Origin of the sequence: Vogesella sp. LIG4, from assembly GCF_900090205.1 — a bacterium.
Lineage (GTDB): Bacteria > Pseudomonadota > Gammaproteobacteria > Burkholderiales > Chromobacteriaceae > Vogesella.
In genome coordinates this window covers 1,492,117-1,513,728 of record NZ_LT607802.1, presented here as the reverse complement: position 1 = coordinate 1,513,728, position 21,612 = coordinate 1,492,117, and the positions used below count along the sequence as shown (strand labels likewise).

Below are 21,612 nucleotides of genomic sequence, written 5' to 3'. Positions count from 1 at the left end.
CCAACCTTGGCCACGGACAAGAAAGCACCTGGCGCGTGTTCACGCTCTCGCGAGCGAGAGCGAGACAAGGCGAAAACCGAGGGGCGCGGCGTTTACACAGCGTAAATACGCATCCCCGAGTCGAATTCAACGCCGTATCGCCTCAGCGCAGCAGATCATGAACAGGCGCTTAGCTGCCGGCAATATGATCCGCCGCCCGCAGCGCCAGCGCCTGGATGGTCAGCGACGGCGACTCGCCGCCCCCGCTGGAGGGAAACACACTGGCATCGGTGATGTACAGATTGGCGTGGTCGTGGCTGCGGTTATTGGCATCCACCACGCTGTCCGCGCTGGAGGCGCCCATGCGGCAGGTGCCGAAGGCATGGGTGGTGGAGAACTGGTCCCAGGCGCCGACTTCCTCCACCAGCTCGCTGGCGCCAGCCGCCTGCAGCAGGCGCCGCGACTGCTGCGCCATGAAGCGCAGGCGGCGGATCTCGCTCTCGCCCAGTTCGGCATGGATGCGCGGCAGCGGCATGCCCAGATCATCCCGCTCGCTCGGGTGCAGATCGATGAAGCTGCGTTCGTTGGGCAGCACTTCGCCGATCGCCCCCACCGACAGGCAGTGGCCAAAGCTGTCGCGCACGCCCTGCTTGAGCGCGGCGCCAAAGCCGGCCACCACGCGCGAGGCATAGGCGATGGGCCCGGTCAGGCCGATTTCCTGCACCGTGGAATTGAAACGGCAGCCGCCGACCACATCGGCAATCGCCTGCGGCGCGTTGAAATCCCAGCAGATGGCATCGGCCGGCAGGCCGCGATGGCTGCCATGCAGCGCCGGCAGCAGCGCGGTGCTGGACCAGAACAGCGTTTCCAGGAAATTGCGGCCAACCTGGCCGGAGCCGTTGGCCAGCCCGTGCGGCTGTTCGCGACTGCGCATCGCCAGCAACAGCCGCGGCGTCTGCACCGCACCGGCGGCCAGGATCAGCAGCGGCGTTTCCACCCGGTGGCGCTGGCTGCCCTCAACATATTCAATGGCGCGGATCAGGCCATTGCTGCCGCTTTCCATGCGCAGCAGGCGGCTGCCGGTGCGCAGTTGCAGCCGGCCGCTGCTTTCGGCGTGGCGAATGAAGGTGACATCGGCCGAGCCCTTGTCGCCGCGCGGGCAGCCGCGGCTGCACTGGCCGCAGTAGTTGCAGTCCGGGCGGCCATCGTAAACGCGCGATAGCGCGGCGCGGGAATTGGCCTGCCAGTGCATGCCGAGCGTGGCCCCGGCCTGCGCCAGCCGCTGTGCTGCCGGGCTGAGCGGATGCGCCGGCAGCGGGTACGGTGCGGAGCGCCAGCGCGCGCCCTGTTCGGCCGGGCCGGCCACGCCGATCAGCTGCTCGCACTGCTGGTAGTAGGGCTCCAGCGCGGCGTAATCCAGCGGCCAGTCGTGGCCGACGCCAAAATCGCTGCGCAACTTCATCGCCGCCGGGTGCAACCGGTGCGCCTCGCCAACGAAATGCAACGTGCTCCCGCCTACACCCTGCACATGCCAGTAGCCGGGCCCCATCGGTTCGCGCACGCCGGAGCGCACCATGGCCCCGCCAGCCTTGCTCCACGAGCGCAGATCCTGTGCTGCCGGGTCCAGCGCGGCGAAATCGGCAAAGCTGATGCGCGCCTGGCTGCCGGGCAGCTGCGGAAAGTGCAGCCGTTCCCAGTCCGGCAGCTGCAGGCTGTAATCGCGCGCCGGCTGGAAGCGCGGCCCGGCCTCCAGCAGCAGTACCGACAGGCCGTGCCGGCACAGCCGCCAGGCGGCAGCGGCACCACCGGCGCCGGCGCCGACGATGACGGCATCGAAACGCGGTTTCAGTCCCATGGCGGCGGATAGCCCTGTGGTTGCGGCGCCAGCGGCAGGTCCAGCCCGGCGCGTGCCGCCGGCTGGCTGTAGTAGCCGCTAATGGCGCTCTGGCGCACCAGTTCGTAAAAGCGGCGTGGCGGGTGGTTCCAGTCCGACTCGGCCATCCAGGCCACCACGGCCTGCTGCTGCTCCGGCGCCAGCGCGGCGAATTGCCCCTGCTCGCCGAGGTTGAGCCACTGGCAGCCCAGCGCCAGCAACTGGCGGAAGCGCGCATCGTGGCCGGCCAGCTGCCACAGCATATCGTCCACCTGCAGCTCGCTGGCGGCGGGCGACAGCGCATCGCGCGGCAGCAGCACATCGACAAAGGCGGCCAGCGTGCGGCGCTCGCTGGCGTCGGGCACGGCCAAGGGGGCGGCAGGCAGCGGCGCTACGCCGCAAGCCACGAAAAAGGCGGCAACCACCTGCAGGAGTTGCCGCCGCTGGGGAGAGGCCAGATGCATCGCTATACCGTGCCTCGCGTTGTCAGCATTGCCAATCGGGTAGCCCGCTTACGGCCCGATACAGGTGGTGCCCGACAGGGTGTACAGACTGCTGGGGCAGCTGTAATGCGGCTGCGGCTTGTCGAACTTGCCCAGGCTGTGCAGGGTCAGGCTGGGCAGTATCTTGCTGTCCAGGTAGTCGCCGGCCAGGGTGGCGTACGGCCCGCGCAGGCCAAGCCCGCCGAACGGTTTGCCGGCAACGAAGCTGTAGCCCAGCCCCAGCTCGCCCTGCACCTCGTTGCTGCCGTTCAGGTAGCTCAGCTTCAGCGCCTGCGGCTTGATGCCGCCAGTCAGGCCGAAACTCAGCACCAGGTCGGCGCCATCGCTATGGCCGCCGGAGGTGGTGCGGGCATTCACCAGCCCCAGCACCAGCGACGGTGTCGGGCCTTCGCCCAGCGTCCACTTCAGGCCGGCGTAGGCACGGGTCTGGGTATGGCTGTCGCCGGTTTCGGTAGCGGGAACGGTGGGGATCACCCCGGCGAATGCCTGCGCCGCCAGCAGCGACAGACAGCATGCGAACAACAGCGGAATCTTTTTCATGTTGTTTTCTCCGGGCGACATGCACAGGAGCCAGCCTGAACGGCGGCGATGCGCGGCATGCGGATAGCCTAATGGTAGCACCTGGAATAGCAACAATCGCCGGCTTATTACAAGCGCACGCGCTACACCAGCCGCCCGCCACGCACCTTCAGCCCCTGCAGCGCCAGCTTGCCCACCGCGCCGCTGCTGTGGCTGGCATGGGTCAGCGCCACGGCCAGCGCATCGGCGGCATCGGCCTGCGGCGTGCCGGACAGATTCAGCATGCGCACCACCATGTACTGCACCTGCTCCTTGGGCGCCTTGCCCTGCCCCACCACCGACTGCTTCACCTGCAAGGCGGTGTACTCCGCCACCGGCAGGTCGCGCAGCACCAGCGCGGTCATGCAGGCGCCGCGCGCCTGGCCCAGCATCAGCGTGGCCGCCGGGTTGACGTTGACGAACACCTGCTCCAGCGCCGACTCGGTGGGCTGGTAGGTGTCGATTACCTGGTGGATGCCGTGCACCAGCACCTTGACCCGCTCGGCGAGGGTAGCGCCCGGCGGGGTGCGGATGGCGCCGGAGGCCACGTAGTGGCGCTGGTTGCCGACAATGTCTATCACCCCGAAGCCGGTGATGCGACTGCCGGGGTCGATGCCGAGAATGCGCCGCTTCACGCTTGCGGCCAACCCTTGGCAATGGCGTCGGCCTCGGCCAGCCGCTCGGGGGTGCCCACATCCAGCCACAGGCCGTGGTGACGCGCGCCGCTTACCTGGCCATGTGCCATGGCCTCGCGCAGAAGCGGCGCCAGCTTGGCCGGCTGGTGCGCCGGTATGGCGGCAAACAGCGCCGGGTGGTACAGGCCGATACCGGAGAAGGTCAGCCCGATGCCGTCGCTGGCATTGCCAGACAGCCGGCCATCCGCCAGCAGGCCGAAATCGCCGCCCGGGTGGTGCGCCGGGTTGGCCACCAGCAGCAGGTGCGCCAGGTGCCGCTCGGCGTCCAGTGCCGCCAGGGTTGGCCGCAAGGCGGTGAAGTCGACGTCGGTGAGCACATCGCCATTCACCACCACGAACGGGGCATCCCCCAGCAGCGGCAAGGCTGTGGCGATGCCGCCGGCGGTCTCCAGCGCGCTCTTTTCGCGCGAGTAGGCCAGGCGCACGCCGTAGCGGCTGCCATCGCCCAGCGTGGCTTCGATCTTGTCGCCCAGCCAGGCATGGTTGATGACGATGTCGGTAAAGCCGGCGGCGGCCAGGTGCCGGATATGCCAGGCAATCAGCGGCTGCCCGCCTACCGGCAGCAGCGGCTTGGGGGTGTGGTCGGTCAGCGGCCGCATGCGTTGGCCGCGACCGGCGGCAAGGATCATCGCTTTCATGCGCTTACTGGTCCGACGCCAGCTTGGTGGCGCTGAATACCGACTGGATGCTGTCGTCGTTATCGTCCGCGTCCAGCCCCACCAGTTCCACGATCAGCTGGTACAGCGGTGCCAGCTCCTGGTAGCGGCGGGTGGTCTTCTTCAGGTACTTGATGAAGCGCGGGATCTCGCCACGGTATTTGTCCTTGCCGTCGCGGTGGTACAGGCGGGCGAAGATGCCGGCCACCTTGAGGTGACGCTGCACGCCCATCCACTCGAAATCGCGGTAGAACTCGTCGATCTGCTCCGGCACCGGCAGGCCGGCGGCGCGCGCCTTCTCCCAGTAGCGCACCACCAGGTCGAGCACGAATTCCTCGTCCCAGCCGATGAAGGCGTCGCGCAGCAGCGACACCAGGTCGTAGCTGACCGGGCCGTATACCGCGTCCTGGAAGTCCAGCACGCCGGGGCGGCCGGCGGTCAGCATCAGGTTGCGCACGATGAAGTCGCGGTGCACGTACACCTTGGGCTGCGCCTCCAGGCGCGGCAGCAGCACCTGCAGCGCAGCATCCCAGCGCTGGCGCTGGGCGAAGGTGAACGGCTTGCCCAGCTCCTTGGCGGCGAACCATTCCGGGAACAGGCTGACTTCGCGCAGCAGCAGCGCGTGGTCGTATTCCGGCAGCACGCCGGGCTGGCTGATCTTCTGGATCTCGATCAGGGTATCGATGGCCTCCAGCAACAGGTGCTTGTGCACCATGGGGCGCTCGTCGTGCTGCAGGGCAGCGAGGAAGGTCACCTTGCCCAGATCCTGCAGCAGCATGAAGCCCTGCTCGCGGTCGCGCAGCTCGATGGCCGGCACGTTGGCCGCAGACGCCAGCACATCGCGCACCGCCACATAGGGGTCGGTATTCATCTTGTCCGGCGGCGCATCCATCACGATGCGGCTGCTGCCATCCGGGAAGATGGCGCGGAAATAACGGCGGAAATCGGCATCGGCGGCGGCGAATTCCACCGCGATATCCTGACCGGGAAACTGCGTGGCCAGCCACGCCTTGAGGGCTTCGAGTCGCTGCATAGTCGCGTATATCGGCAAATTGGGTACAATGACGTGATTGTAACCCGCTTTGACCAGCCCCCACACTCACCGACAGGCTGATGCTATCCATGCGCTCCCGCTTTCGTCTTGCCCCACTCACCGCAGCCCTGCTTCCCTTGTTTCTGGCCCCGTTCACGCTTGCAGAATCCCGACAGGCCGGGCCGCTGCACGTGGAAGCCGATGCCATTTCCGGCCAGATGGACCAGCAATTGCGCGCCACCGGCTCGGTAAAGGCCACCCGCGGCACGCAGGAGTTCGATGCCGACTGGCTGGAATACTACGTGGACAAGCAGCTGCTGCGCGCCGGCGACCGCGCCCATATGCAGCAGCCGGACGGCACAGTGGATGCCGACGGGCTGGAGGCCTACCTGGCCACCGACAGCGGCAGCGGCAGCAATGCCGATTTCGCCTTCGGCCACGGCAAGCGCGTGCTGCGCGGCCATGCCGAAAAACTGGTGATGGACGGCAAGAGTCACTACCAGCTGCAAGGCACCCGCGCCAATACCTGCAGCCCCGGCGACGACTCCTGGTACCTGCGTGCCGGCAGCATCAACCTGGATTACGTCAGCAATGTCGGCGTGGCGCGCAACGCCTGGGTCCAGTTCGAAGGCGTGCCCATCCTGTACACGCCGTGGATGGACTTTCCGCTGGATGGCGGCCGCAAGAGCGGCCTGCTGTTCCCCACCGTCACCACCGGCAGCGACGGCCTGCAGGTATCGCTGCCGTATTACTGGAACATCGCGCCCAACTACGATGCCACCATCACCCCGCGCTACATCGAACAGCGCGGCCTGATGCTGGGACTGGAAGGGCGCTACCTGCAGCCGGACTACCGTGGCCGCATCTATACCGAGCAGCTGCCGAACGACCGCAAGACCGACAGTGACCGCTACCTGTGGCAGCTCGATCACAAGCAGACGATCAACCCGCAGCTGACGTTCGGCATCGACGGCACCGTGGTGTCCGACAAGGATTACTACACCGACTTCGGCAACAGCACCGCCGTGGCCACCAGCAGCAACCTGCTGCGTGAAGCCTGGGTGAACTACAAGCCGAGCTGGGGCAATGTGAACCTCAGCGCCTCGCGCTACCAGACCCTGGACAACGGCACCGAGCAGTACGCCCGCGTGCCCAAGCTGACCATTGCCAGCAACAAGCAGTTCGGCGACTTCAGCGCCAACCTGGAAAGCGAAGTCACCCGTTTCGAGCACCGTACATTGCAGGACGGCTGGCGTGAAGTGGCCTACCCCAGCGTCACCTGGTCGATGGACAAACCGTGGGGCTTCCTGAAAGCCAAGTTCGGCGTGCATTACACCCACTACGACCTGGACGCCTACAACGGCAGCCCGGCCACCACCCGGGACCGCACCCTGCCGATCACTACGCTGGACAGCGGTCTGCTCTTCGAACGCCCGACCAGCTTCAACGGCCGCGATCTGACCCAGACGCTGGAGCCGCGGCTGTATTTCGTGCACATCCCGAGCGTGGACCAGAGCAAGCTGCCCAACTTCGACACCTCGGAAAACGATCTGAGTTTTGCCCAGCTGTTCAGCGAGAACCGCTTCTCCGGCTATGACCGCATCAATGCCGCCCAGCAGATCACCACCGCCGTCACCAGCAGCCTGCTGGACAACCAGAACGGTCTGGAGCACCTGCGCGTGGCAGTTGGTCAGCGCTTCTACCTGAACAATGACGACATCGCCCTGAGCGGCAGCGCTACCGCCCGCCAGCAAAAACGCTCCGACATCCTGTCCACGGTTGGTGGCGACCTCACCAGTGCCTTGCGTCTGGATACCACTTACCAGTACAACCAGGCGCTGGCCAAGACCGAACGCTTCACCGCCCAGTTGCGCTACGCCCCTTCCGCTGGCAAGACACTCAGCGTACGCTACCGCTCCGGCCGCAACGAACTGCTGGACAATGCCGGCAACTACGGCCCACTGCGCACCGTCGACGTGGCCGCGCAATGGCCGATCGCCCGCAACTGGTATGCCGTTGGCCGCCAGAACTACTCGCTGCAGGACAAGAAAGTGCTACAGCGCCTGGCCGGTGTCGAGTACAACCAGGGCTGCTGGATCGTGCGCGTGGTCGGTGAACGCTACCTGACCGACATCAACCAGTACAAGAACGCCATCTACCTGCAGCTGGAGTTGAAGGACCTCAGCAGCATCGGCAGCAACCCCATGGAAACGCTGCGCCTGGCCATCCCGGGCTACAGCAATATCAACAACATTCCGGAGACAGAATGAAAAAGCTTCTCCTGGCCGCCAGCCTGCTGGCCGGCCTCGCCTCGCCCGCTTTCGCCGTCAGTACCGCCGACCGTATCGTCGCCGTGGTCAACAATAGCGTCATCACCCTGTCCGAGCTGAACCTGCGCGAGCAGGAAGTGAGCACCAGCCTCAAGAGCCAGAAAATCGACCTGCCGGCGGCAGACCTGCTGGCACGCCAGGTGCTGGACCAGATGATCAACGAGCAGCTGCAACTGCAGTTCGCCAGCAATAACGGCATCCGCGTCAGCGAGCTGGACCTGGACAGCGCCATGCTGAACGTGGCCAAGCAGAACAAGACCGACCTGCCCGGCCTGCGCAAGCTGGTGGAAAAGGATGGCCTGACCCTGGAACAGCTGCGCGAGCAACTACGCAAGGACCTGCTGCTGCAGCGCATCCGCGAGCGTGAAATCGCCAGCCGCGTCACCGTGAGCGACCAGGAAGTCGACCAGATCCTGAAAAGCGCCAGCAACCTGAAGAGTACCGAGTACCACCTGGCGGTGATCCAGGTGAACGTGCCGGAGCGCGCCGATGCCGCCATCTTCGAGCAGCGCCGCCAGAAGCTGCTGAAGGCGCAGAGCGAGCTGCAGGCCGGCAAGCCGTTTGCCCAGGTGGCCGCCAGCTACTCCGAAGCCCAGAACGCGCTGCAAGGCGGCGACCTGGGCTGGCGCAGCGCCAATGCGCTGCCGGCCGACTTCGCGCAGATGCTGGAGAAACTGCAGCCTGGCGCCACTACCGACATCGTGCGCAGCAGTGGCAGCCTGTACCTGTTCAAACTGGTGGAAAAGCGCAATGACAACGCACCGCAGTTCGTGCAGCAGTACAAGGTGCGCCACATCCTGGTGAAAACCAATGAAGCCACCTCGGAAACCGACGCCTACAACCGCATCCTGCAGGTACAGGATCGCCTGAAGCGCGGCGCCAAGTTCGAGGACCTGGCCAAGCAGTTCTCCGAAGACGGCACCGCGGCACTGGGCGGCGACCTGGGCTGGGTGTCCGATGGCGATACCGTGCCCGATTTCGAACGTGCCGTGCATGCACTGCATCCCGGCCAGATCAGCGAGCCGATCAAATCGCCATTCGGCTGGCACCTGATCCGCCTGGACGAAGTACGCAGCCAGAACGTAAGCGACGATCGCGAGCGCCTGACGCTGAAGCAGCAGCTGCGCCAGCGCAAGATGGAGCAGAGCTACACCGACTGGCTGGAACAGCTGCGCGCCTCCGCCTTCATCGATGATCGCCTGATCGAGAAGTAAGCAGTTCCCAGGGCCGGCACATGCCGGCCCTGTTTGCTTCCATGGCCACTGACAGCATCCATCTCATGAAACCTGCCCTGCCCGTACTGGCCATCACCGCCGGCGAACCCGCCGGCATCGGCCCCGACATCGTGCTGCGCCTGGCCGAGCAGGCGCTGCCCGCCCGCCTGGTGCTGATCGCCGACAAGCAGCTGCTGCAACAGCGCGCCGCGCAGCTGCAGCTGAACGTGAAGCTGCAGGATTACCAGCCTGCGGCCAACCCTGCGCCGGGCACGCTGGAAGTGCTGCACGTGCCGCTGGCGGCGCCGGTTACCGCCGGGCAGCTGGATGCGGCCAACGGTCGCTACGTGCTGGCCACGCTGGACGCGGCCATCGCCGGCTGCGTGCGTGGCGAGTTCGCCGCCATGGTCACCGCGCCGGTGCACAAGGGGGTGATCAACGAGGCCGGCGTGCCGTTCTCCGGCCATACCGAATACCTGGCCGAGCAGACCGGCACCCCGCTGGTGGTAATGATGCTGGCCGGTGGCGGCATGCGCGTGGCGCTGGCCACCACCCACCTGCCGCTGCGCGCGGTACCGGATGCCATCACCCGCGATGGCCTGGCCGCGGTGATCCGCATCCTGCACGCCGACCTGGTGCACAAGTTCGGCATCGCCACGCCGCGCATCCTGGTGGCCGGCCTCAACCCGCATGCCGGCGAAGGCGGCCACATGGGGCGCGAGGAAATCGAGGTGATCGAGCCGGTGCTGGAAGCGCTGCGCGCGGAAGGCATGCAGCTGATCGGCCCGCTGCCGGCCGACACACTGTTCAACCCGGACAAGCTTGCCAGCGCCGACGCGGTGCTGGCGATGTACCACGACCAGGGTCTGCCGGTGCTCAAGCACGCCAGCTTCGGTGCCGGCATCAACATCACCCTGGGGCTGCCCATCATCCGCACTTCGGTGGACCACGGCACCGCGCTGGACCTGGCCGGCAGCGGTCGCGCCGACCCTGGCAGCCTGTTCGAGGCCACCCGGCTGGCCCTGACGCTGGCGGCAAGCCAGCGGCGCTGACTACGCTGCCATGCACAAAACACACCCCGCGCCGGCACTGCCGGGCGGGGTGTCGTCATTTCCGAACCGGCTATCCGCCTGTCTGCAAGCCTCGATACGACAGCATTTTGTAGTCGCCCGACGACATTCAACCCCAAAATGGCATGTCGATACTGCATACCATATGCGGTAACCGAATAACCCTTCCGTGCGCGTCAATTTTCGCGGCGCAGCATTTCAGCTACCATTGGCACAGTTTTCAAATACTTGACGAAGTTCAGGGACAGCATGAGCACCACCATCCAGCAGCGGGTACGGGAAATTCCGTACAACTACACCTCGTATTCAGACCGGGAAATCTTCATCCGGTTACTGGGCGAGCCGATGTGGCATTTACTGGAAGAACTACGGGCAGAGCGGAAAACAGGCCGCTCTGCCCGTATGCTTTTCGAAGTGCTTGGCGATATCTGGGTGGTGGATCGCAACCCCTACCTGGTGGACGACCTGCTGGACAACCCGCAGCGTCTGAGCGCGCTGGTGGGTGCCATGCGCCACCGCCTGAACGAAGTGGAAAAGCGCCGCGACGGCAATGACAAGGTTGGCCGCATGATCGCCGCCGCCCAGGTGGCGGTGGATACCTTCGAGCGCCAGTTCGGCGAAACCCGCGAGCTGCGCGCCGCCATCCTCAAGCGCCTGGCCAAAATCACCCGCCGCGACAACATCCTGTTCGATGGCCTGGCGCGCGTATCGCACGTTACCGATGCCACCGACTGGCGCGTGGAATACCCGTTCGTGGTGCTGTGCCCGGATACCGAGGCCGAGATCGCCCCGCTGGTGAAGGCCTGTATCGAGCTGGAACTCACCATCATCCCGCGTGGCGGCGGCACCGGCTACACCGGCGGCGCCGTGCCGCTGGATCGCCGCAGCGCGGTGATCAACACCGAAAAACTCGACCGCCACATCGGCGTGGAATACATCGAGCTGCCGGGCCTTGCCGGCAAGCACGCCACCATCCAGTGCGGCGCCGGCGTGGTAACCGCGCGCGTGGCCGAAGCCGCCGGCGCGGCCGGCCTGGTGTTCGCGGTGGACCCGACCTCTGCCGAGGCCTCCTGTATCGGCGGCAACGTCGCCATGAACGCCGGCGGCAAGAAAGCCGTGCTGTGGGGCACCGCGCTGGACAACCTGGCCAGCTGGAAAATGGTGGACCCGAACGGCAACTGGCTGTTCGTGGAACGCCTGCAGCACAACTACGGCAAGATCCACGACGTGGACGTGGCCAGCTTCCGCGTCACCCGCCTGCAGGACGACGGCAAGACCGTGATCTCCAGCGAGCAGCTGGACATTCCGGGCCGCACCTTCCGCAAAGTGGGCCTGGGCAAGGACGTTACCGACAAATTCCTGGCCGGCCTGCCCGGCGTGCAGAAGGAAGGCACCGACGGCATCATCACCAGCGCGCGCTTCGTGCTGCACCGCATGCCGAGCCACATCCGCACCGTGTGCCTGGAATTCTTCGGCACAGTGGCCGAGGCCACACCGGCCATCGTCGAGATCACCGACTACTTCAAGCCGGGTGGCGCCGGTGTGGCCGCCGGCGTGCAGCTGGCCGGCCTGGAACACCTGGACTGGCGCTACGTGCGCGCCGTGGGCTACGCCACCAAGGCCAAGTCCAAGGGCCGCCCGAAGATGGTGCTGATCGCCGACATCGTGTCGGACAACGAGAACGCCGTAGCCGAGGCCGCGAGCCAGGTGGTGCGCTACGCCAACGCCCGCCACGGCGAAGGCTTCATCGCCGTCACCCCGGACGCACGCAAGAAATTCTGGCTGGACCGCTCGCGCACCGCCGCCATCGCCCGCCACACCAACGCCTTCAAGATCAACGAGGACGTGGTGATTCCGCTGGATCGCCTGGGCGACTACAGCGACGGCATCGAGCGCATCAACATCGAGCTGTCGGTTGCCAACAAGATCAAGCTGCTGGACCGCCTCACCGACTACTTCCACGGCCGCCTGCCGGTGGACAGCGAGGAAACCCTGTCCGCCGACGAGCTGATCGGCGACCGCCGCGAAACCGCGCTGGAGCTGATCGCCAAGGTGCGCCAGCGCTGGCAGTGGCTGCTGGACAACCTGGACCTGCCGCTGGGCAGCTACACCGGACGTTGGCCGCAGGCGCCACTGGAAGATGCTGCGGCCAACCATGAGAGCAGCGTGTTCCTTGCCATGCGCGACTTCAAGCTGCGCGTGAGCTGGAAGCAGGAACTGCTGGCCGAGCTGGAAAGCCTGTTCGCCGGCAAGGCCGACGCCCCGGTGATGGACGCCATCCGCGCCATCCAGCAGAAAGTGCTGCGCGGCCGCGCCTTCGTGGCGCTGCACATGCACGCCGGCGACGGCAACGTGCACACCAACCTGCCGGTGAACTCCGACGACTACGAGATGCTGCAGACCGCGCACCGCGCGGTGGAGCGCATCATGGCGCTGGCGCGCCAGCTCAACGGCGTGATCTCCGGCGAGCACGGCATCGGCATCACCAAACTGGAATTCCTGTCGGATGACGAAATCCAGCCGTTCCGCGACTACAAGGCGCGCGTCGACCCCAACGGCCACTTCAACAAGGGCAAGCTGCTGCCAGGCGCCGACCTGTCCATGGCCTACACCCCGTCGTTCGAACTGCTGGGCGCCGAATCGCTGATCCTGGAGCAGTCCGACATCGGCCAGATTTCCGACTCGGTGAAAGACTGCCTGCGCTGCGGCAAGTGCAAGCCGGTGTGCTCCACCCACGTGCCGCGCGCCAACCTGCTGTACAGCCCGCGCAACAAGATCCTGGGCGTGGGCCTGCTCACCGAAGCCTTCCTGTACGAAGAGCAGACCCGCCGCGGCGTGAGCCTGAAGCACTTCGAGGAGTTGTCCGACGTGGCCGACCACTGCACGGTGTGCCACCGCTGCGTGAAGCCGTGCCCGGTGAAGATCGACTTCGGCGATGTGTCGGTGGCGATGCGCAACTTCCTGCGCAAGACCGGCAACAAGAAGTTCAACCCCGGCACCGCGCTGGGCATGGCCTTCCTCACCGCCAAAGACCCGGCCACCATCAAGACCATCCGCGGCGGCCTGGTGGGCCTGGCCTACAAGGCGCAGCGCCTGGGCAACAGCATAGGCAAGAAGCTGGGCGTCACCGGCGCGCAAACCGCGCAGCCGCCGTCCACCCTCGGCAAGCCGCCGATCAAGGCGCAGGTGATCCACTTCATCAACAAGCCGATGCCGGGCGGGCTGCCGAAGAAAACCGCGCGCGCACTGCTGGACGTGGAAGACGCCAGCGTGATCCCGGTGATCCGCAACCCGCAACTGAGCGAGGAAGCCGAGGCGGTGTTCTACTTCCCCGGCTGCGGCTCGGAGCGCCTGTTCAGCCAGGTCGGCCTCGCCACCCAGGCCATGCTGTGGCATGTGGGCACCCAGACCGTGCTGCCGCCGGGCTACCTGTGCTGCGGCTACCCGCAGACCAGCGCCGGCTACCAGGACAAGGGCGACGCCATCACCACCGAGAACCGCGTGCTGTTCCACCGCATGGCCAACACGCTGAACTACCTCGACATCAAGACCGTGGTGGTGAGCTGTGGCACCTGTTACGACCAGCTGGCCAACTACCGCTTCGAGGAAATCTTCCCCGGCTGCCGCATCATCGACATCCATGAATACCTGATGGAGAAGGGCCTGAAGCTGGAAGGCATCGGCGGTCAGAAGTACATGTACCACGACCCCTGCCACACCCCGATCAAGGCCTACCAGCCGATGAAAGTGGTGAACGAGCTCTTGGGCGGCGGCGTGATCCAGAACGACCGCTGCTGCGGCGAGTCCGGCACCTTTGCCGCCAGCCGCCCGGACATCGCCACCCAGGTGCGCTTCCGCAAGGAAGAGGAGATCAACCGAGATCTGGCCAAGCTTGGCGAAACCGACAAGCCGGTGAAGATCCTCACCTCCTGCCCGTCCTGCCTGCAGGGTTTGAGCCGCTACAGCGACGACACCAACACCGAGGCCGACTACATCGTGGTGGAAATGGCCAAGCACATCCTGGGCGACAACTGGATGAAGGACTACGTGGAGAAGGCGCGCAACGGCGGCATCGAACGCGTGCTGCTGTAAACCGCCTCTGCAGGTGAACAAGGTTGGCCGCAAGCCTGGCAACGGGCTTGCGGCCAACCTTTTTCGTGCCCGCGTTTTATTGGCGAAACGGCAGGCTCGACACTACCCTCATAGCAGCCTACCCTGCTGCACCAACTTCAACCGGAGCCTCACCATGCAAACCCCTTCCCTGGTCACCCGCCCCGCCTTCCGCGTCATCGGCATGCAATGGCAGCAGAGCGACGGCGGCACCATCGCCCAGCTGTGGACCCGCTTCGTGCCGCGCATCCCGGAAATCCAGGGCGTGCAGTCGGCCAACAGCTACGGCGTGTGCGATGCGCACCCGGACGGCAGCTGGCGCTACATCGCCGGGCTGGAAGTGACTGCCGATGCAGCGGTGCCGGCCGGCATGGTGGCCATCGACATCCCGGCGCAGCACTACGCGGTGGTGGAACACCACGGCCCGGTGCAGGGTCTGCCGGACACCTTCCGCAGCGCCTACACCGAATGGCTGCCGGAAGCCGGCCTGGTGGCGGTGCCCGGCATCGAGTTCGAACTGGTGGACGCCCGCTTCCTGGGGCCGGAACACCCGGACAGCGTGGTCGAGCTGTACATCCCGGTGAATATGGACGCCACCGACGACGACGCCTGACGGGGCAGGTTGCTTCGGCTCCGCGGCCTGTTTTGTGGGCGTAATTGTCGGCTGGTTGGCCGTAGGCTATACCCGCGCAACGTTGGCGGCTTGCGCGGGTATGAACCCCTGGTTCAACCCGCCCTACCGTTGGCAACGCCACCCGTAGATACAGAACAAAAACGTTGGCCGCATCAACCCACGACCACAACATGCGGCCAACGTTGTGTAGCACCCAAACTGCCCCACGGGGAGCGCCGGCCAAAATGGTGTTCGCCAGGTTTTTAAGACGGCAGCTGAGCCGTTTGACGTTAGCAAACGGCGAATTGCCGGCGCCTGGCGAATGCCTTTTTGGACGGGGTTTCGCGGACCATAAGGGGCGAGCGGGGGTGGAGGGGGGGGGGCGGCACGCCCCCCTCCCCGTACGCCGGGCGGAACCGGCGACTTCAATCATCATCCGCGTAGCGGATTCCACTCCCGACAACACCACCAAACCAATGCGGTAAACGTTGGGCTTCGCTGCGCTCAACCCAAGCTGCAAGACTGTCTCCACCGCGTAGTGGATAGCCCGGATCAACCCCACCCCACTTGCCCTCCCCCGACATCCGAGTTATCTTGGTACACATGTACCAAACGAAATGACGGGGTTCACCATGCCCGAACAAGCGCCTATCGCAGTGGAACGCATCCAGACTGGGGTGCGGCTGGAAAAACGGCTGGTCAAGGTGCTGAAGGCACTGGCCGAGCACAAGGACATGACGCTGGGTGACCTGCTGGAAGGCATCGTGCTGCACGCCTTCGACGGCAAACAGCCGTTCTCGCCGGAAACCCTGGCCACCATCGCCCAGCTCAAGGCCATCTACGGCCTGGACCTGGATGCCGACGCCAGCCACCGCCTGCAGGATCGCAAGGGAGAGTGAGCCCGTTGTTTGCCGCGACATGCCATGCCGCACGCCATGTGGCGCTGCGGCTTTTCCAATTCCGAGGAAAGGGCAACCATGTTCCAGGCAATACACCAACACCTCGGCGGCGAGTTCACCCTGCCGCTGGATATCGATACCGCCTACCCGCTGTTCACCCCGGCCGGCGAAACGCTGTGGGTGCCGGACTGGCAACCGCAGTACTTCCACCCGGCCGACGGCCACACCGTGCAGGGCATGGTTTTCAGTACCGGCCACGGTGGCGAGACCACGCTGTGGACGCTGGCGGATTATCAGCCCGCTGCCTACAGCTACCGCTATGTGCGGGTCACGCCCGGTTCGCGCTTCGTGCAGGTGCAGGTGAGCTGCCAGCCAGTGGATGCGGCCAACACCCGTGTCCAGGTCAGCTACACCCTCACCGGGCTCAGCGAGGCCGGCAACGCCGCCATCCGCGACTTTGCCGCCGGCTACCACGCCATGCTGGCCGAATGGCGCAGCCTGATCCTGGCCTGGCGCGATAGCGCAAGCCAGGCCAGCTAGCCCAGGCAAGGTTGGCCGCAAGCGTCCCGCCCCTGGCCGGAACGGCGCTGTCGCCGCCGGCGGATTTGCTGTTAGCATGCGGCTTCCCCGGCTGGCTACCGCCGGCCGGCCCCACCGGAGACTGCCATGAGCAACACCGCCCTGCTTGTCATCGATTTCCAGTACGGCCTTATCGACATGGAACCGCGCGCCACGCGCGGCGCCGAAACCCTGGCCACGCTCAACCAGCTGATCGACCATGCCCGCGCCTGCGGCCACCGCGTGGTATTCATCCAGCACCATGCCGAAGACCTGCCGCGCGGCAGCGAGGAATGGCAGCTGCACCCCGGCCTGCACCGCCAGCCGGGCGACCCGGTAATCGAAAAGACCGCCTGCGACAGCTTCCTCGACACCAGCCTGCGCCAGTACCTGGACAGCGAAGAGATCGAGAACCTGTGGGTGGGCGGCTACGCCAGCGATTTCTGCGTCGATACCACCGTGCGCCGCGCCGCCTCGCTGGGCTACGCGGTGACCGTGGTGGCCGATGCCCACACCTGCAAGAACCGCCCGCATGCCAGCGGCGAGACGCTGGTGGCGCACCTGAACTGGCTGTGGGCCAATATGGATGTGCCGGGCAACCCGATCCGCGTACTGCCGCTGACCGCGCTGCAAGACGACGATGAAGCCTGACTGGCGCACGCTGCTGCCTGACCTGGCCGTCAACCTGCTGCTGCCGTGGCTGGTCTACGACCAGACCGTGGCCGGCTGGGGCGAGCGCGGCGCGCTGCTGTGGTCGGCCGTGCCGCCCACGCTGTGGAGTTTGTGGGAGCTGTACCGCCACCGCCGGCTGGACGCAATGAGCGTACTGGTACTGGCCGGCATCGTGCTGTCGCTGCTGGCCATGCTCGGCGACGGCGACAGCCGCTGGCTGCTGGTGCGTGAATCGCTGGTAACCGGTGCGGTGGGGCTGGTCTTCGTATTGAGCCTGCTATGGCGCCAGCCACTGGTGAGCCGCCTGGCACTGGCCACGGCGGCACGGCAGTCGCCGCAGCAGCAGCAAGCGCTGCAGGCCCGGCTGGGGCTGCCGGCGGTACGGCGAGTGATGCGCGGCATGACCGCGTTGTGGGGCGGCGGCCTGCTGGCGGAGTGCGCCAGCCGCATCTGGCTGGCCTTTCACTGGCCGGTGGCGCGCGCGGTGGCCATCGGGCCGTGGATCAGCTACGGCATCATGGCGCTGCTGGCGGCGGCCACCTGGTTGTGGCGGCGCCGGCTGCAGCAGCAGTCGCTGCAAACTGCCTGAAAATGATAGCTGCCTGAAAATGATAAAGGTTGGCCGCATGCGGCCAACCTTTTTGTACCGCGCCCCGGCCTGCGCCGGTATCAGCTCTCGTCCAGCACCGGCGCGCCGGCAATCACCGAGGCATCGATGATGTGGCCGTCGGCCACGCGGTAGATCATGGTCATCGCCATGCTGCCGCGCCCTTCCGGAAAGGTGCGGGTCACGATCTCGTCGTCGATCACCAGCTCGCCCAGCACCACGCGCCGGCGCAGCTCGGCATGCAGATCCGGCTCGGCAAAGCGCAGACTCATGCGCTCGCGCAGCGCCTCGCGGCCTTCGGCCACCAGCGTGGCCGGGTAGACGTACATGCGCGCATCGTCGGCATAGCAGGCCAGCAGCGCGTCAAGATCCTTGCGGTTGTAGGCGTCCAGCTGTGCTGCCACCACCTGTTCCGGGGTTTTCATTCAGTTCTCCAGGTGGGCGGCGGCGCGGGCGCGGATGGTGGCGAAGTCTTCGTCCAGCAGCAGCTTGCCGTTCTCCCACACCACGCGCATTTGCAGATCGGCCTCGCTGACCCGCTCCAGCGTGTTCAGCCCCCAGCTGCTGCGGCTGTTGCGCGCCGCCACCACGCGCCCGCCCAGCGAACGCTTGCCGGGGTCGGTCACCGGGTCCTTGAACACATCGCGCCATTCACCGGCAATGCGGATGGCCGAGCATTTCAGCGCCATCTTGTGGGTGTCGCGGTCCAGCTTCTGCAGCAGTTCCGCGCCCATGCCGAAGGCGACGTTGTCGGCGCTGTAGCCCAGCTTGGCCAGCCGCGACAGGATGGCTTCGATGCTGGCCAGGTTCACGCCGTCGCCCTGGATCACCCGCACGTGGTTGAGCACGCGGTAGCCCTTGCTGTTGAGCGTGGTGCCGAAGCTTGCGGCCAACCTGTCTATCACCTCGGCCACCACCTGCACCGGCTCGCCGGAATCGGGGCGGATCACCACGGTGGCGCCGCTGTCGATGACCTGCTGGCGCAGGCGGTCGCCCCACAGCTCGCTTACCGCGTGGAACACGTCGTAGCTGTCGCTGACCACTGCCAGGATGGCGCCGGGTTTGGCGAACTGCGACAGCATATTGGCGAAGGCGTCACCCTCGTGCGGGCGGCCCCAGGCGGTGATGGTGGAATGCTCCGCCGCCGGAATCGAAAAGCCGGCGCACGGCTCATGGTAGTAGCGACGCGCCGCCGCCACCGCGGCCAGGGTGTCGGTGCCCATGAAGTTGACCAGGTGCGCCATGCCGCCGATCTGCGCGCTCTCGTAGCTGGACACGCCGCGCGCGCCGAAGTCGTGCAGCTTGAACGGCAGGCCGTCCAGGCTGTCGGCAGTCTGCGCCAGGTAGCGGCGGATGATTTCCTTGGCGCGGAAGCTGCGCGTGGCCACGCTGATCGGGTACCAGCTGCGCAGCAGCGCGGTTTCCAGGAAGGACACCACCCAGAACAGCTCCGGGTCGGTGGATTCGATGGTGATCATCGGAATGCCGGTGGGCACCAGCTCGCCCTCGGCCACCGCGCGGATGCGCACCGGCCAGTAGCCGCCATGCAGCGCAAGAATGCGCTCGAAACCGGCGCGGTTGAACGGCAGCCCGTGCAGCGCCACCAGCGCCTCCGCCTCGTCGATGTCCCCCGCCGTCAGCGGCTGGCTGAAGTAGTCCTTCAGCAGCGCCTGCAGGCCGAAGAACAGCACGTGCGAGGCGGTGCCGCCGCGCGCGGCAACGTAGGAATACATGCCATCGGTACCCGGCGGGTACTGCTTCCAGTGGCTGAGCTTGTAGGAGTCGGTATTGAGGATGGGATTGAAGGCCATGGCGGTTCACGCGCGCGTCACAATGCGTTCTAGCATACGCTGCCGGCCCGCCACTGTCATACGCCGGCAGCGCGCCCGCCGCCGCAACGGCGCAAAAAGCGCCAGCCCTAGCGGGCGCGGCGCTCTTCCGGCGCCAGTGCCGCCACCGCCTTGCGCAGGCAGCGCACGAAGAAATCGGCCGCCGGGGTGAGCAGGATGTCCCGGCGCATGACGATGCTCATCTCCAGCGCCGGCAGCGGCTGTTGCAGCGGAATCTGGCACAGCCCGAGGCCGGCGAGGCGCTTGGCCAGCAGGGAGGAAAACAGCACCAGCGTATCAGTGCCGGAAACCAGCCCCAGCGCAATGGCAAACGCCGAGCACTGGATCAGCCGCCGCGGCAGCGGCAGCCCCGCATTGTGGAAGGCGGTTTCCATTACGCTGTGCTGGAAGCCGCCGACGGGCACCGTGGTGGCCCATTGCGCGTCCGCCAGTTCGGCCAGCTGGCGGGCGTGAGCCAGCGGGTGCCCCTCGCGCGCCATCACCACGAAGTCGGCGCTGAACAGCGGCAGGCTGACCAGATCATCAGCCAGCATGTCGGGCAGCACGTGCGACACGATGAAGTCAATGCTGCCGTCGCGCAGCTTCTGGCTGGCTTCGGGGAACCTCACCTCCAGGAAGGTGAGCTCGGTCTCCGGCGCCGCCTGCTGAAAATGCTGAATCGCCAGCGGCAGTATCGTCAGCGCAATGGTCGAGGTCGCGCTGACGGCAACCTTGCCACGCATCTCGCCCTTGAGCTGCTGCAGCTCTTCGCGCGCACGGCGCGCATCTTCCAGCAATTGCAGCGCGCGGATTTTCAGCGCAGCGCCATACGGCGTAAGCGCTATGCCCTGCACGCTGCGCGTCATCAGCACCACACCCAGATCGTGTTCCAGCTCCTGCACGGTACGGGTTACCGCCGGCTGCGTCAGATCCAGCCGCCGCGCTGCGGCGCGCAGGCTTTTTTCCTCGGCAACGGCAACAAACACCTGAAGTTGCTGCAGTTTCATACTCCTCCCGGTGATAAATAATCCTGATCGTTTTCAAAAAAATTACATCTTTTCAGCGCACTACGCAAACCGTATCGTGATGCCAACCCCGCCATGCCGGCGGCTCCGGATTCTTCTGCAGGCCCGCGCTGTGGGCTGCATTCCTGAAAGGCGCAATGAAATGGACACCAGCAAGCGTTACTGCGAAGTCGCTGATCTGAACAGCATGGCGGATGAACTGCGCGCGATTCGCCACCACATCCACCAGCACCCGGAACTGGCCTATGAGGAACAGCAAACCGCGGCGCTGGTGGCAGAAAAACTGCAGCAATGGGGCTACACCGTGACTACCGGGGTTGGCCGCACCGGGGTAGTGGGCTCGCTGACGGTGGGTGATGGCCAGCGCAGCATCGGCATCCGCGCCGACATGGATGCGCTGCCCATCCACGAACAGACCGGCCTGCCCTATGCCAGCCAGCACCACGGCAAGATGCACGCCTGCGGCCACGACGGCCATACCAGCATGCTGCTGGGGGCCGCCAGATACCTGGCCGAAACGCGCAATTTTTCCGGCACCGTGCATCTTTACTTCCAGCCGGCGGAAGAGCACGGCATCGACAGCGGCGCCAAATGCATGATCGACGACGGCCTGTTCGAGCGCTTTCCCTGCGATGCCGTGTTTGGCGTGCACAACCACCCCGGCGCACCGGTGGGAACGTTCCTGTTCCGCAAGGGGCCGTTCCTCGCCGCCGGCGACAATATCTACATCACCATCCACGGCACCGGCGGCCATGCCGCGCGCCCGCACCTGACGGTGGACCCGATCGTGGTGTCCTCCAGCATCGTGATGGCGCTGCAGACCATCGTGGCGCGCAACATCGACCCGGCGCAGCCGGCGGTGGTGACGGTGGGCGTGCAGCAGGCCGGCGCCGCCAACAACGTGATTCCGCACAGCGCCCGGCTGGAATTGAGCGTGCGCTCGTTCAGCGCCGAAGTACGCGCCCTGCTCAAGCAGCGCATTACCGAGCTGGTGCAGCAGCAGGCGGCCAGCTATGGCGCCACGGCGGACATCGACTACCGCATGGGCTACCCGGTGGTGATCAACTCCGACCGCGAAACCGAATTCGCCATCCAGGTGGCGCAAGAGCTGGTGGGCGCCGAGCAGGTGGTGCCGCACACCGCGCAGCTGATGGGCAGCGAGGACTTCGCCTACATGCTGCAGGCCCGCCCCGGCTGCTTCCTGCGCATCGGCAACGGCACAGGCGAAGACGGCTGCATGGTGCACAACCCCGAATACGACTTCAACGACCGCAACCTGCCGATCGGCGCCGCTTATTGGGCTCGCCTGGTCGAGCGCTTCCTGGCGCCTGCCGGCTGAGCCGCTTTCCCCAGGCCGCCTGCTGCTACGTGCCGCGTGCGGCCAACAC

Annotated in this window: 19 protein-coding genes; 10 read left to right on the top strand and 9 right to left on the bottom strand. The window is 66.1% G+C overall.

The window, feature by feature from the left end:
- Positions 1-169: 169 nt before the first annotated feature.
- From PSELUDRAFT_RS07100 to amgK, 6 genes are all read right to left on the bottom strand, one after another.
- Complete coding sequence (locus PSELUDRAFT_RS07100; protein ID WP_088966182.1) at positions 170-1,834, bottom strand: GMC family oxidoreductase; 1,665 nt, start codon at positions 1,832-1,834, stop codon at positions 170-172.
- Positions 1,825-2,316, bottom strand: coding sequence for a gluconate 2-dehydrogenase subunit 3 family protein (locus tag PSELUDRAFT_RS07095; RefSeq protein ID WP_088966181.1), 492 nt, complete (start codon positions 2,314-2,316; stop codon positions 1,825-1,827). Before PSELUDRAFT_RS07095 ends, PSELUDRAFT_RS07100 begins: the two co-directional genes overlap by 10 nt.
- Before the next feature lie 48 nt (positions 2,317-2,364).
- Complete coding sequence (locus tag PSELUDRAFT_RS07090) at positions 2,365-2,895, bottom strand: hypothetical protein (protein WP_088966180.1); 531 nt, start codon at positions 2,893-2,895, stop codon at positions 2,365-2,367.
- Between the two features lie 122 nt (positions 2,896-3,017).
- Entirely contained in the window at positions 3,018-3,548 is a 531-nt protein-coding gene (ruvC, locus tag PSELUDRAFT_RS07085) for a crossover junction endodeoxyribonuclease RuvC (RefSeq protein ID WP_088968419.1), read from the bottom strand.
- Positions 3,545-4,246: an N-acetylmuramate alpha-1-phosphate uridylyltransferase MurU gene (murU, locus tag PSELUDRAFT_RS07080; protein WP_088966179.1), complete on the bottom strand. Its 702-nt coding sequence runs from the start codon at positions 4,244-4,246 to the stop codon at positions 3,545-3,547. The genes ruvC and murU overlap by 4 nt, the downstream gene beginning before the upstream one ends.
- 4 nt (positions 4,247-4,250) lie before the next feature.
- Positions 4,251-5,297, bottom strand: coding sequence for an N-acetylmuramate/N-acetylglucosamine kinase AmgK (gene amgK / locus PSELUDRAFT_RS07075; RefSeq protein WP_088966178.1), 1,047 nt, complete (start codon positions 5,295-5,297; stop codon positions 4,251-4,253).
- Positions 5,298-5,488: 191 nt separating this feature from the next.
- Here amgK and PSELUDRAFT_RS07070 point away from each other — a divergent pair, with 191 nt between their 5' ends.
- From PSELUDRAFT_RS07070 to PSELUDRAFT_RS07030, 9 genes are all read left to right on the top strand, one after another.
- A complete protein-coding gene (locus PSELUDRAFT_RS07070) occupies positions 5,489-7,567 on the top strand; it encodes an LPS-assembly protein LptD (RefSeq protein WP_197693948.1) in 2,079 nt (692 codons plus the stop codon).
- On the top strand, positions 7,564-8,841 hold the full coding sequence (locus PSELUDRAFT_RS07065) for a peptidylprolyl isomerase (RefSeq protein ID WP_088966176.1): 1,278 nt from the start codon (positions 7,564-7,566) through the stop codon (positions 8,839-8,841). Before PSELUDRAFT_RS07070 ends, PSELUDRAFT_RS07065 begins: the two co-directional genes overlap by 4 nt.
- 65 nt (positions 8,842-8,906) lie before the next feature.
- Positions 8,907-9,893 carry a 4-hydroxythreonine-4-phosphate dehydrogenase PdxA gene (gene pdxA / locus PSELUDRAFT_RS07060; protein WP_179947573.1) on the top strand — a complete coding sequence of 329 codons (987 nt, stop codon included), beginning with the start codon at positions 8,907-8,909 and terminating at the stop codon, positions 9,891-9,893.
- Positions 9,894-10,160: 267 nt separating this feature from the next.
- Positions 10,161-14,003: a DUF3683 domain-containing protein gene (locus tag PSELUDRAFT_RS07055; protein ID WP_088966175.1), complete on the top strand. Its 3,843-nt coding sequence runs from the start codon at positions 10,161-10,163 to the stop codon at positions 14,001-14,003.
- Between the two features lie 154 nt (positions 14,004-14,157).
- Complete coding sequence (locus tag PSELUDRAFT_RS07050) at positions 14,158-14,634, top strand: GyrI-like domain-containing protein (protein WP_088966174.1); 477 nt, start codon at positions 14,158-14,160, stop codon at positions 14,632-14,634.
- Between the two features lie 632 nt (positions 14,635-15,266).
- Positions 15,267-15,533, top strand: coding sequence for a hypothetical protein (locus PSELUDRAFT_RS07045; protein WP_088968417.1), 267 nt, complete (start codon positions 15,267-15,269; stop codon positions 15,531-15,533).
- A gap of 78 nt (positions 15,534-15,611) precedes the next feature.
- Positions 15,612-16,073: an SRPBCC family protein gene (locus PSELUDRAFT_RS07040; protein ID WP_088968416.1), complete on the top strand. Its 462-nt coding sequence runs from the start codon at positions 15,612-15,614 to the stop codon at positions 16,071-16,073.
- Positions 16,074-16,199: 126 nt separating this feature from the next.
- Positions 16,200-16,742, top strand: coding sequence for a cysteine hydrolase family protein (locus PSELUDRAFT_RS07035; protein ID WP_088966173.1), 543 nt, complete (start codon positions 16,200-16,202; stop codon positions 16,740-16,742).
- A complete protein-coding gene (locus tag PSELUDRAFT_RS07030) occupies positions 16,732-17,352 on the top strand; it encodes a VC0807 family protein (protein WP_088966172.1) in 621 nt (206 codons plus the stop codon). Before PSELUDRAFT_RS07035 ends, PSELUDRAFT_RS07030 begins: the two co-directional genes overlap by 11 nt.
- Before the next feature lie 80 nt (positions 17,353-17,432).
- Here the strand turns inward: PSELUDRAFT_RS07030 and PSELUDRAFT_RS07025 are convergent, their stop codons facing one another.
- The 3 genes from PSELUDRAFT_RS07025 to PSELUDRAFT_RS07015 all read right to left on the bottom strand — a co-directional run bounded on the left by PSELUDRAFT_RS07025 (position 17,433) and on the right by PSELUDRAFT_RS07015 (position 20,206).
- On the bottom strand, positions 17,433-17,795 hold the full coding sequence (locus PSELUDRAFT_RS07025) for a nuclear transport factor 2 family protein (protein WP_088966171.1): 363 nt from the start codon (positions 17,793-17,795) through the stop codon (positions 17,433-17,435).
- Positions 17,796-19,181, bottom strand: coding sequence for a nicotinate phosphoribosyltransferase (locus PSELUDRAFT_RS07020; protein WP_088966170.1), 1,386 nt, complete (start codon positions 19,179-19,181; stop codon positions 17,796-17,798).
- Between the two features lie 107 nt (positions 19,182-19,288).
- On the bottom strand, positions 19,289-20,206 hold the full coding sequence (locus PSELUDRAFT_RS07015) for a LysR substrate-binding domain-containing protein (protein WP_088966169.1): 918 nt from the start codon (positions 20,204-20,206) through the stop codon (positions 19,289-19,291).
- A 160-nt stretch (positions 20,207-20,366) separates the two neighbouring features.
- On the opposite strand from PSELUDRAFT_RS07015, the gene PSELUDRAFT_RS07010 reads away from it, so the two are divergent.
- A complete protein-coding gene (locus PSELUDRAFT_RS07010; protein WP_088966168.1) occupies positions 20,367-21,563 on the top strand; it encodes a M20 aminoacylase family protein in 1,197 nt (398 codons plus the stop codon).
- Positions 21,564-21,612: the final 49 nt, after the last annotated feature.

What these genes read in the sequence shown, in the direction of transcription:
- PSELUDRAFT_RS07100 (WP_088966182.1), bottom strand. Translation starts at nt 1,834, where the DNA reads ATGGGACTGAAACCGCGTTTCGATGCCGTCATCGTCGGCGCCGGCGCC.
- PSELUDRAFT_RS07095 (WP_088966181.1), bottom strand. Translation starts at nt 2,316, where the DNA reads ATGCATCTGGCCTCTCCCCAGCGGCGGCAACTCCTGCAGGTGGTTGCC.
- PSELUDRAFT_RS07090 (WP_088966180.1), bottom strand. Translation starts at nt 2,895, where the DNA reads ATGAAAAAGATTCCGCTGTTGTTCGCATGCTGTCTGTCGCTGCTGGCG.
- murU (WP_088966179.1), bottom strand. Translation starts at nt 4,246, where the DNA reads ATGAAAGCGATGATCCTTGCCGCCGGTCGCGGCCAACGCATGCGGCCG.
- amgK (WP_088966178.1), bottom strand. Translation starts at nt 5,297, where the DNA reads ATGCAGCGACTCGAAGCCCTCAAGGCGTGGCTGGCCACGCAGTTTCCC.
- PSELUDRAFT_RS07065 (WP_088966176.1), top strand. Translation starts at nt 7,564, where the DNA reads ATGAAAAAGCTTCTCCTGGCCGCCAGCCTGCTGGCCGGCCTCGCCTCG.
- pdxA (WP_179947573.1), top strand. Translation starts at nt 8,907, where the DNA reads ATGAAACCTGCCCTGCCCGTACTGGCCATCACCGCCGGCGAACCCGCC.
- PSELUDRAFT_RS07055 (WP_088966175.1), top strand. Translation starts at nt 10,161, where the DNA reads ATGAGCACCACCATCCAGCAGCGGGTACGGGAAATTCCGTACAACTAC.
- PSELUDRAFT_RS07050 (WP_088966174.1), top strand. Translation starts at nt 14,158, where the DNA reads ATGCAAACCCCTTCCCTGGTCACCCGCCCCGCCTTCCGCGTCATCGGC.
- PSELUDRAFT_RS07045 (WP_088968417.1), top strand. Translation starts at nt 15,267, where the DNA reads ATGCCCGAACAAGCGCCTATCGCAGTGGAACGCATCCAGACTGGGGTG.
- PSELUDRAFT_RS07040 (WP_088968416.1), top strand. Translation starts at nt 15,612, where the DNA reads ATGTTCCAGGCAATACACCAACACCTCGGCGGCGAGTTCACCCTGCCG.
- PSELUDRAFT_RS07035 (WP_088966173.1), top strand. Translation starts at nt 16,200, where the DNA reads ATGAGCAACACCGCCCTGCTTGTCATCGATTTCCAGTACGGCCTTATC.
- PSELUDRAFT_RS07030 (WP_088966172.1), top strand. Translation starts at nt 16,732, where the DNA reads ATGAAGCCTGACTGGCGCACGCTGCTGCCTGACCTGGCCGTCAACCTG.
- PSELUDRAFT_RS07025 (WP_088966171.1), bottom strand. Translation starts at nt 17,795, where the DNA reads ATGAAAACCCCGGAACAGGTGGTGGCAGCACAGCTGGACGCCTACAAC.
- PSELUDRAFT_RS07020 (WP_088966170.1), bottom strand. Translation starts at nt 19,181, where the DNA reads ATGGCCTTCAATCCCATCCTCAATACCGACTCCTACAAGCTCAGCCAC.
- PSELUDRAFT_RS07015 (WP_088966169.1), bottom strand. Translation starts at nt 20,206, where the DNA reads ATGAAACTGCAGCAACTTCAGGTGTTTGTTGCCGTTGCCGAGGAAAAA.
- PSELUDRAFT_RS07010 (WP_088966168.1), top strand. Translation starts at nt 20,367, where the DNA reads ATGGACACCAGCAAGCGTTACTGCGAAGTCGCTGATCTGAACAGCATG.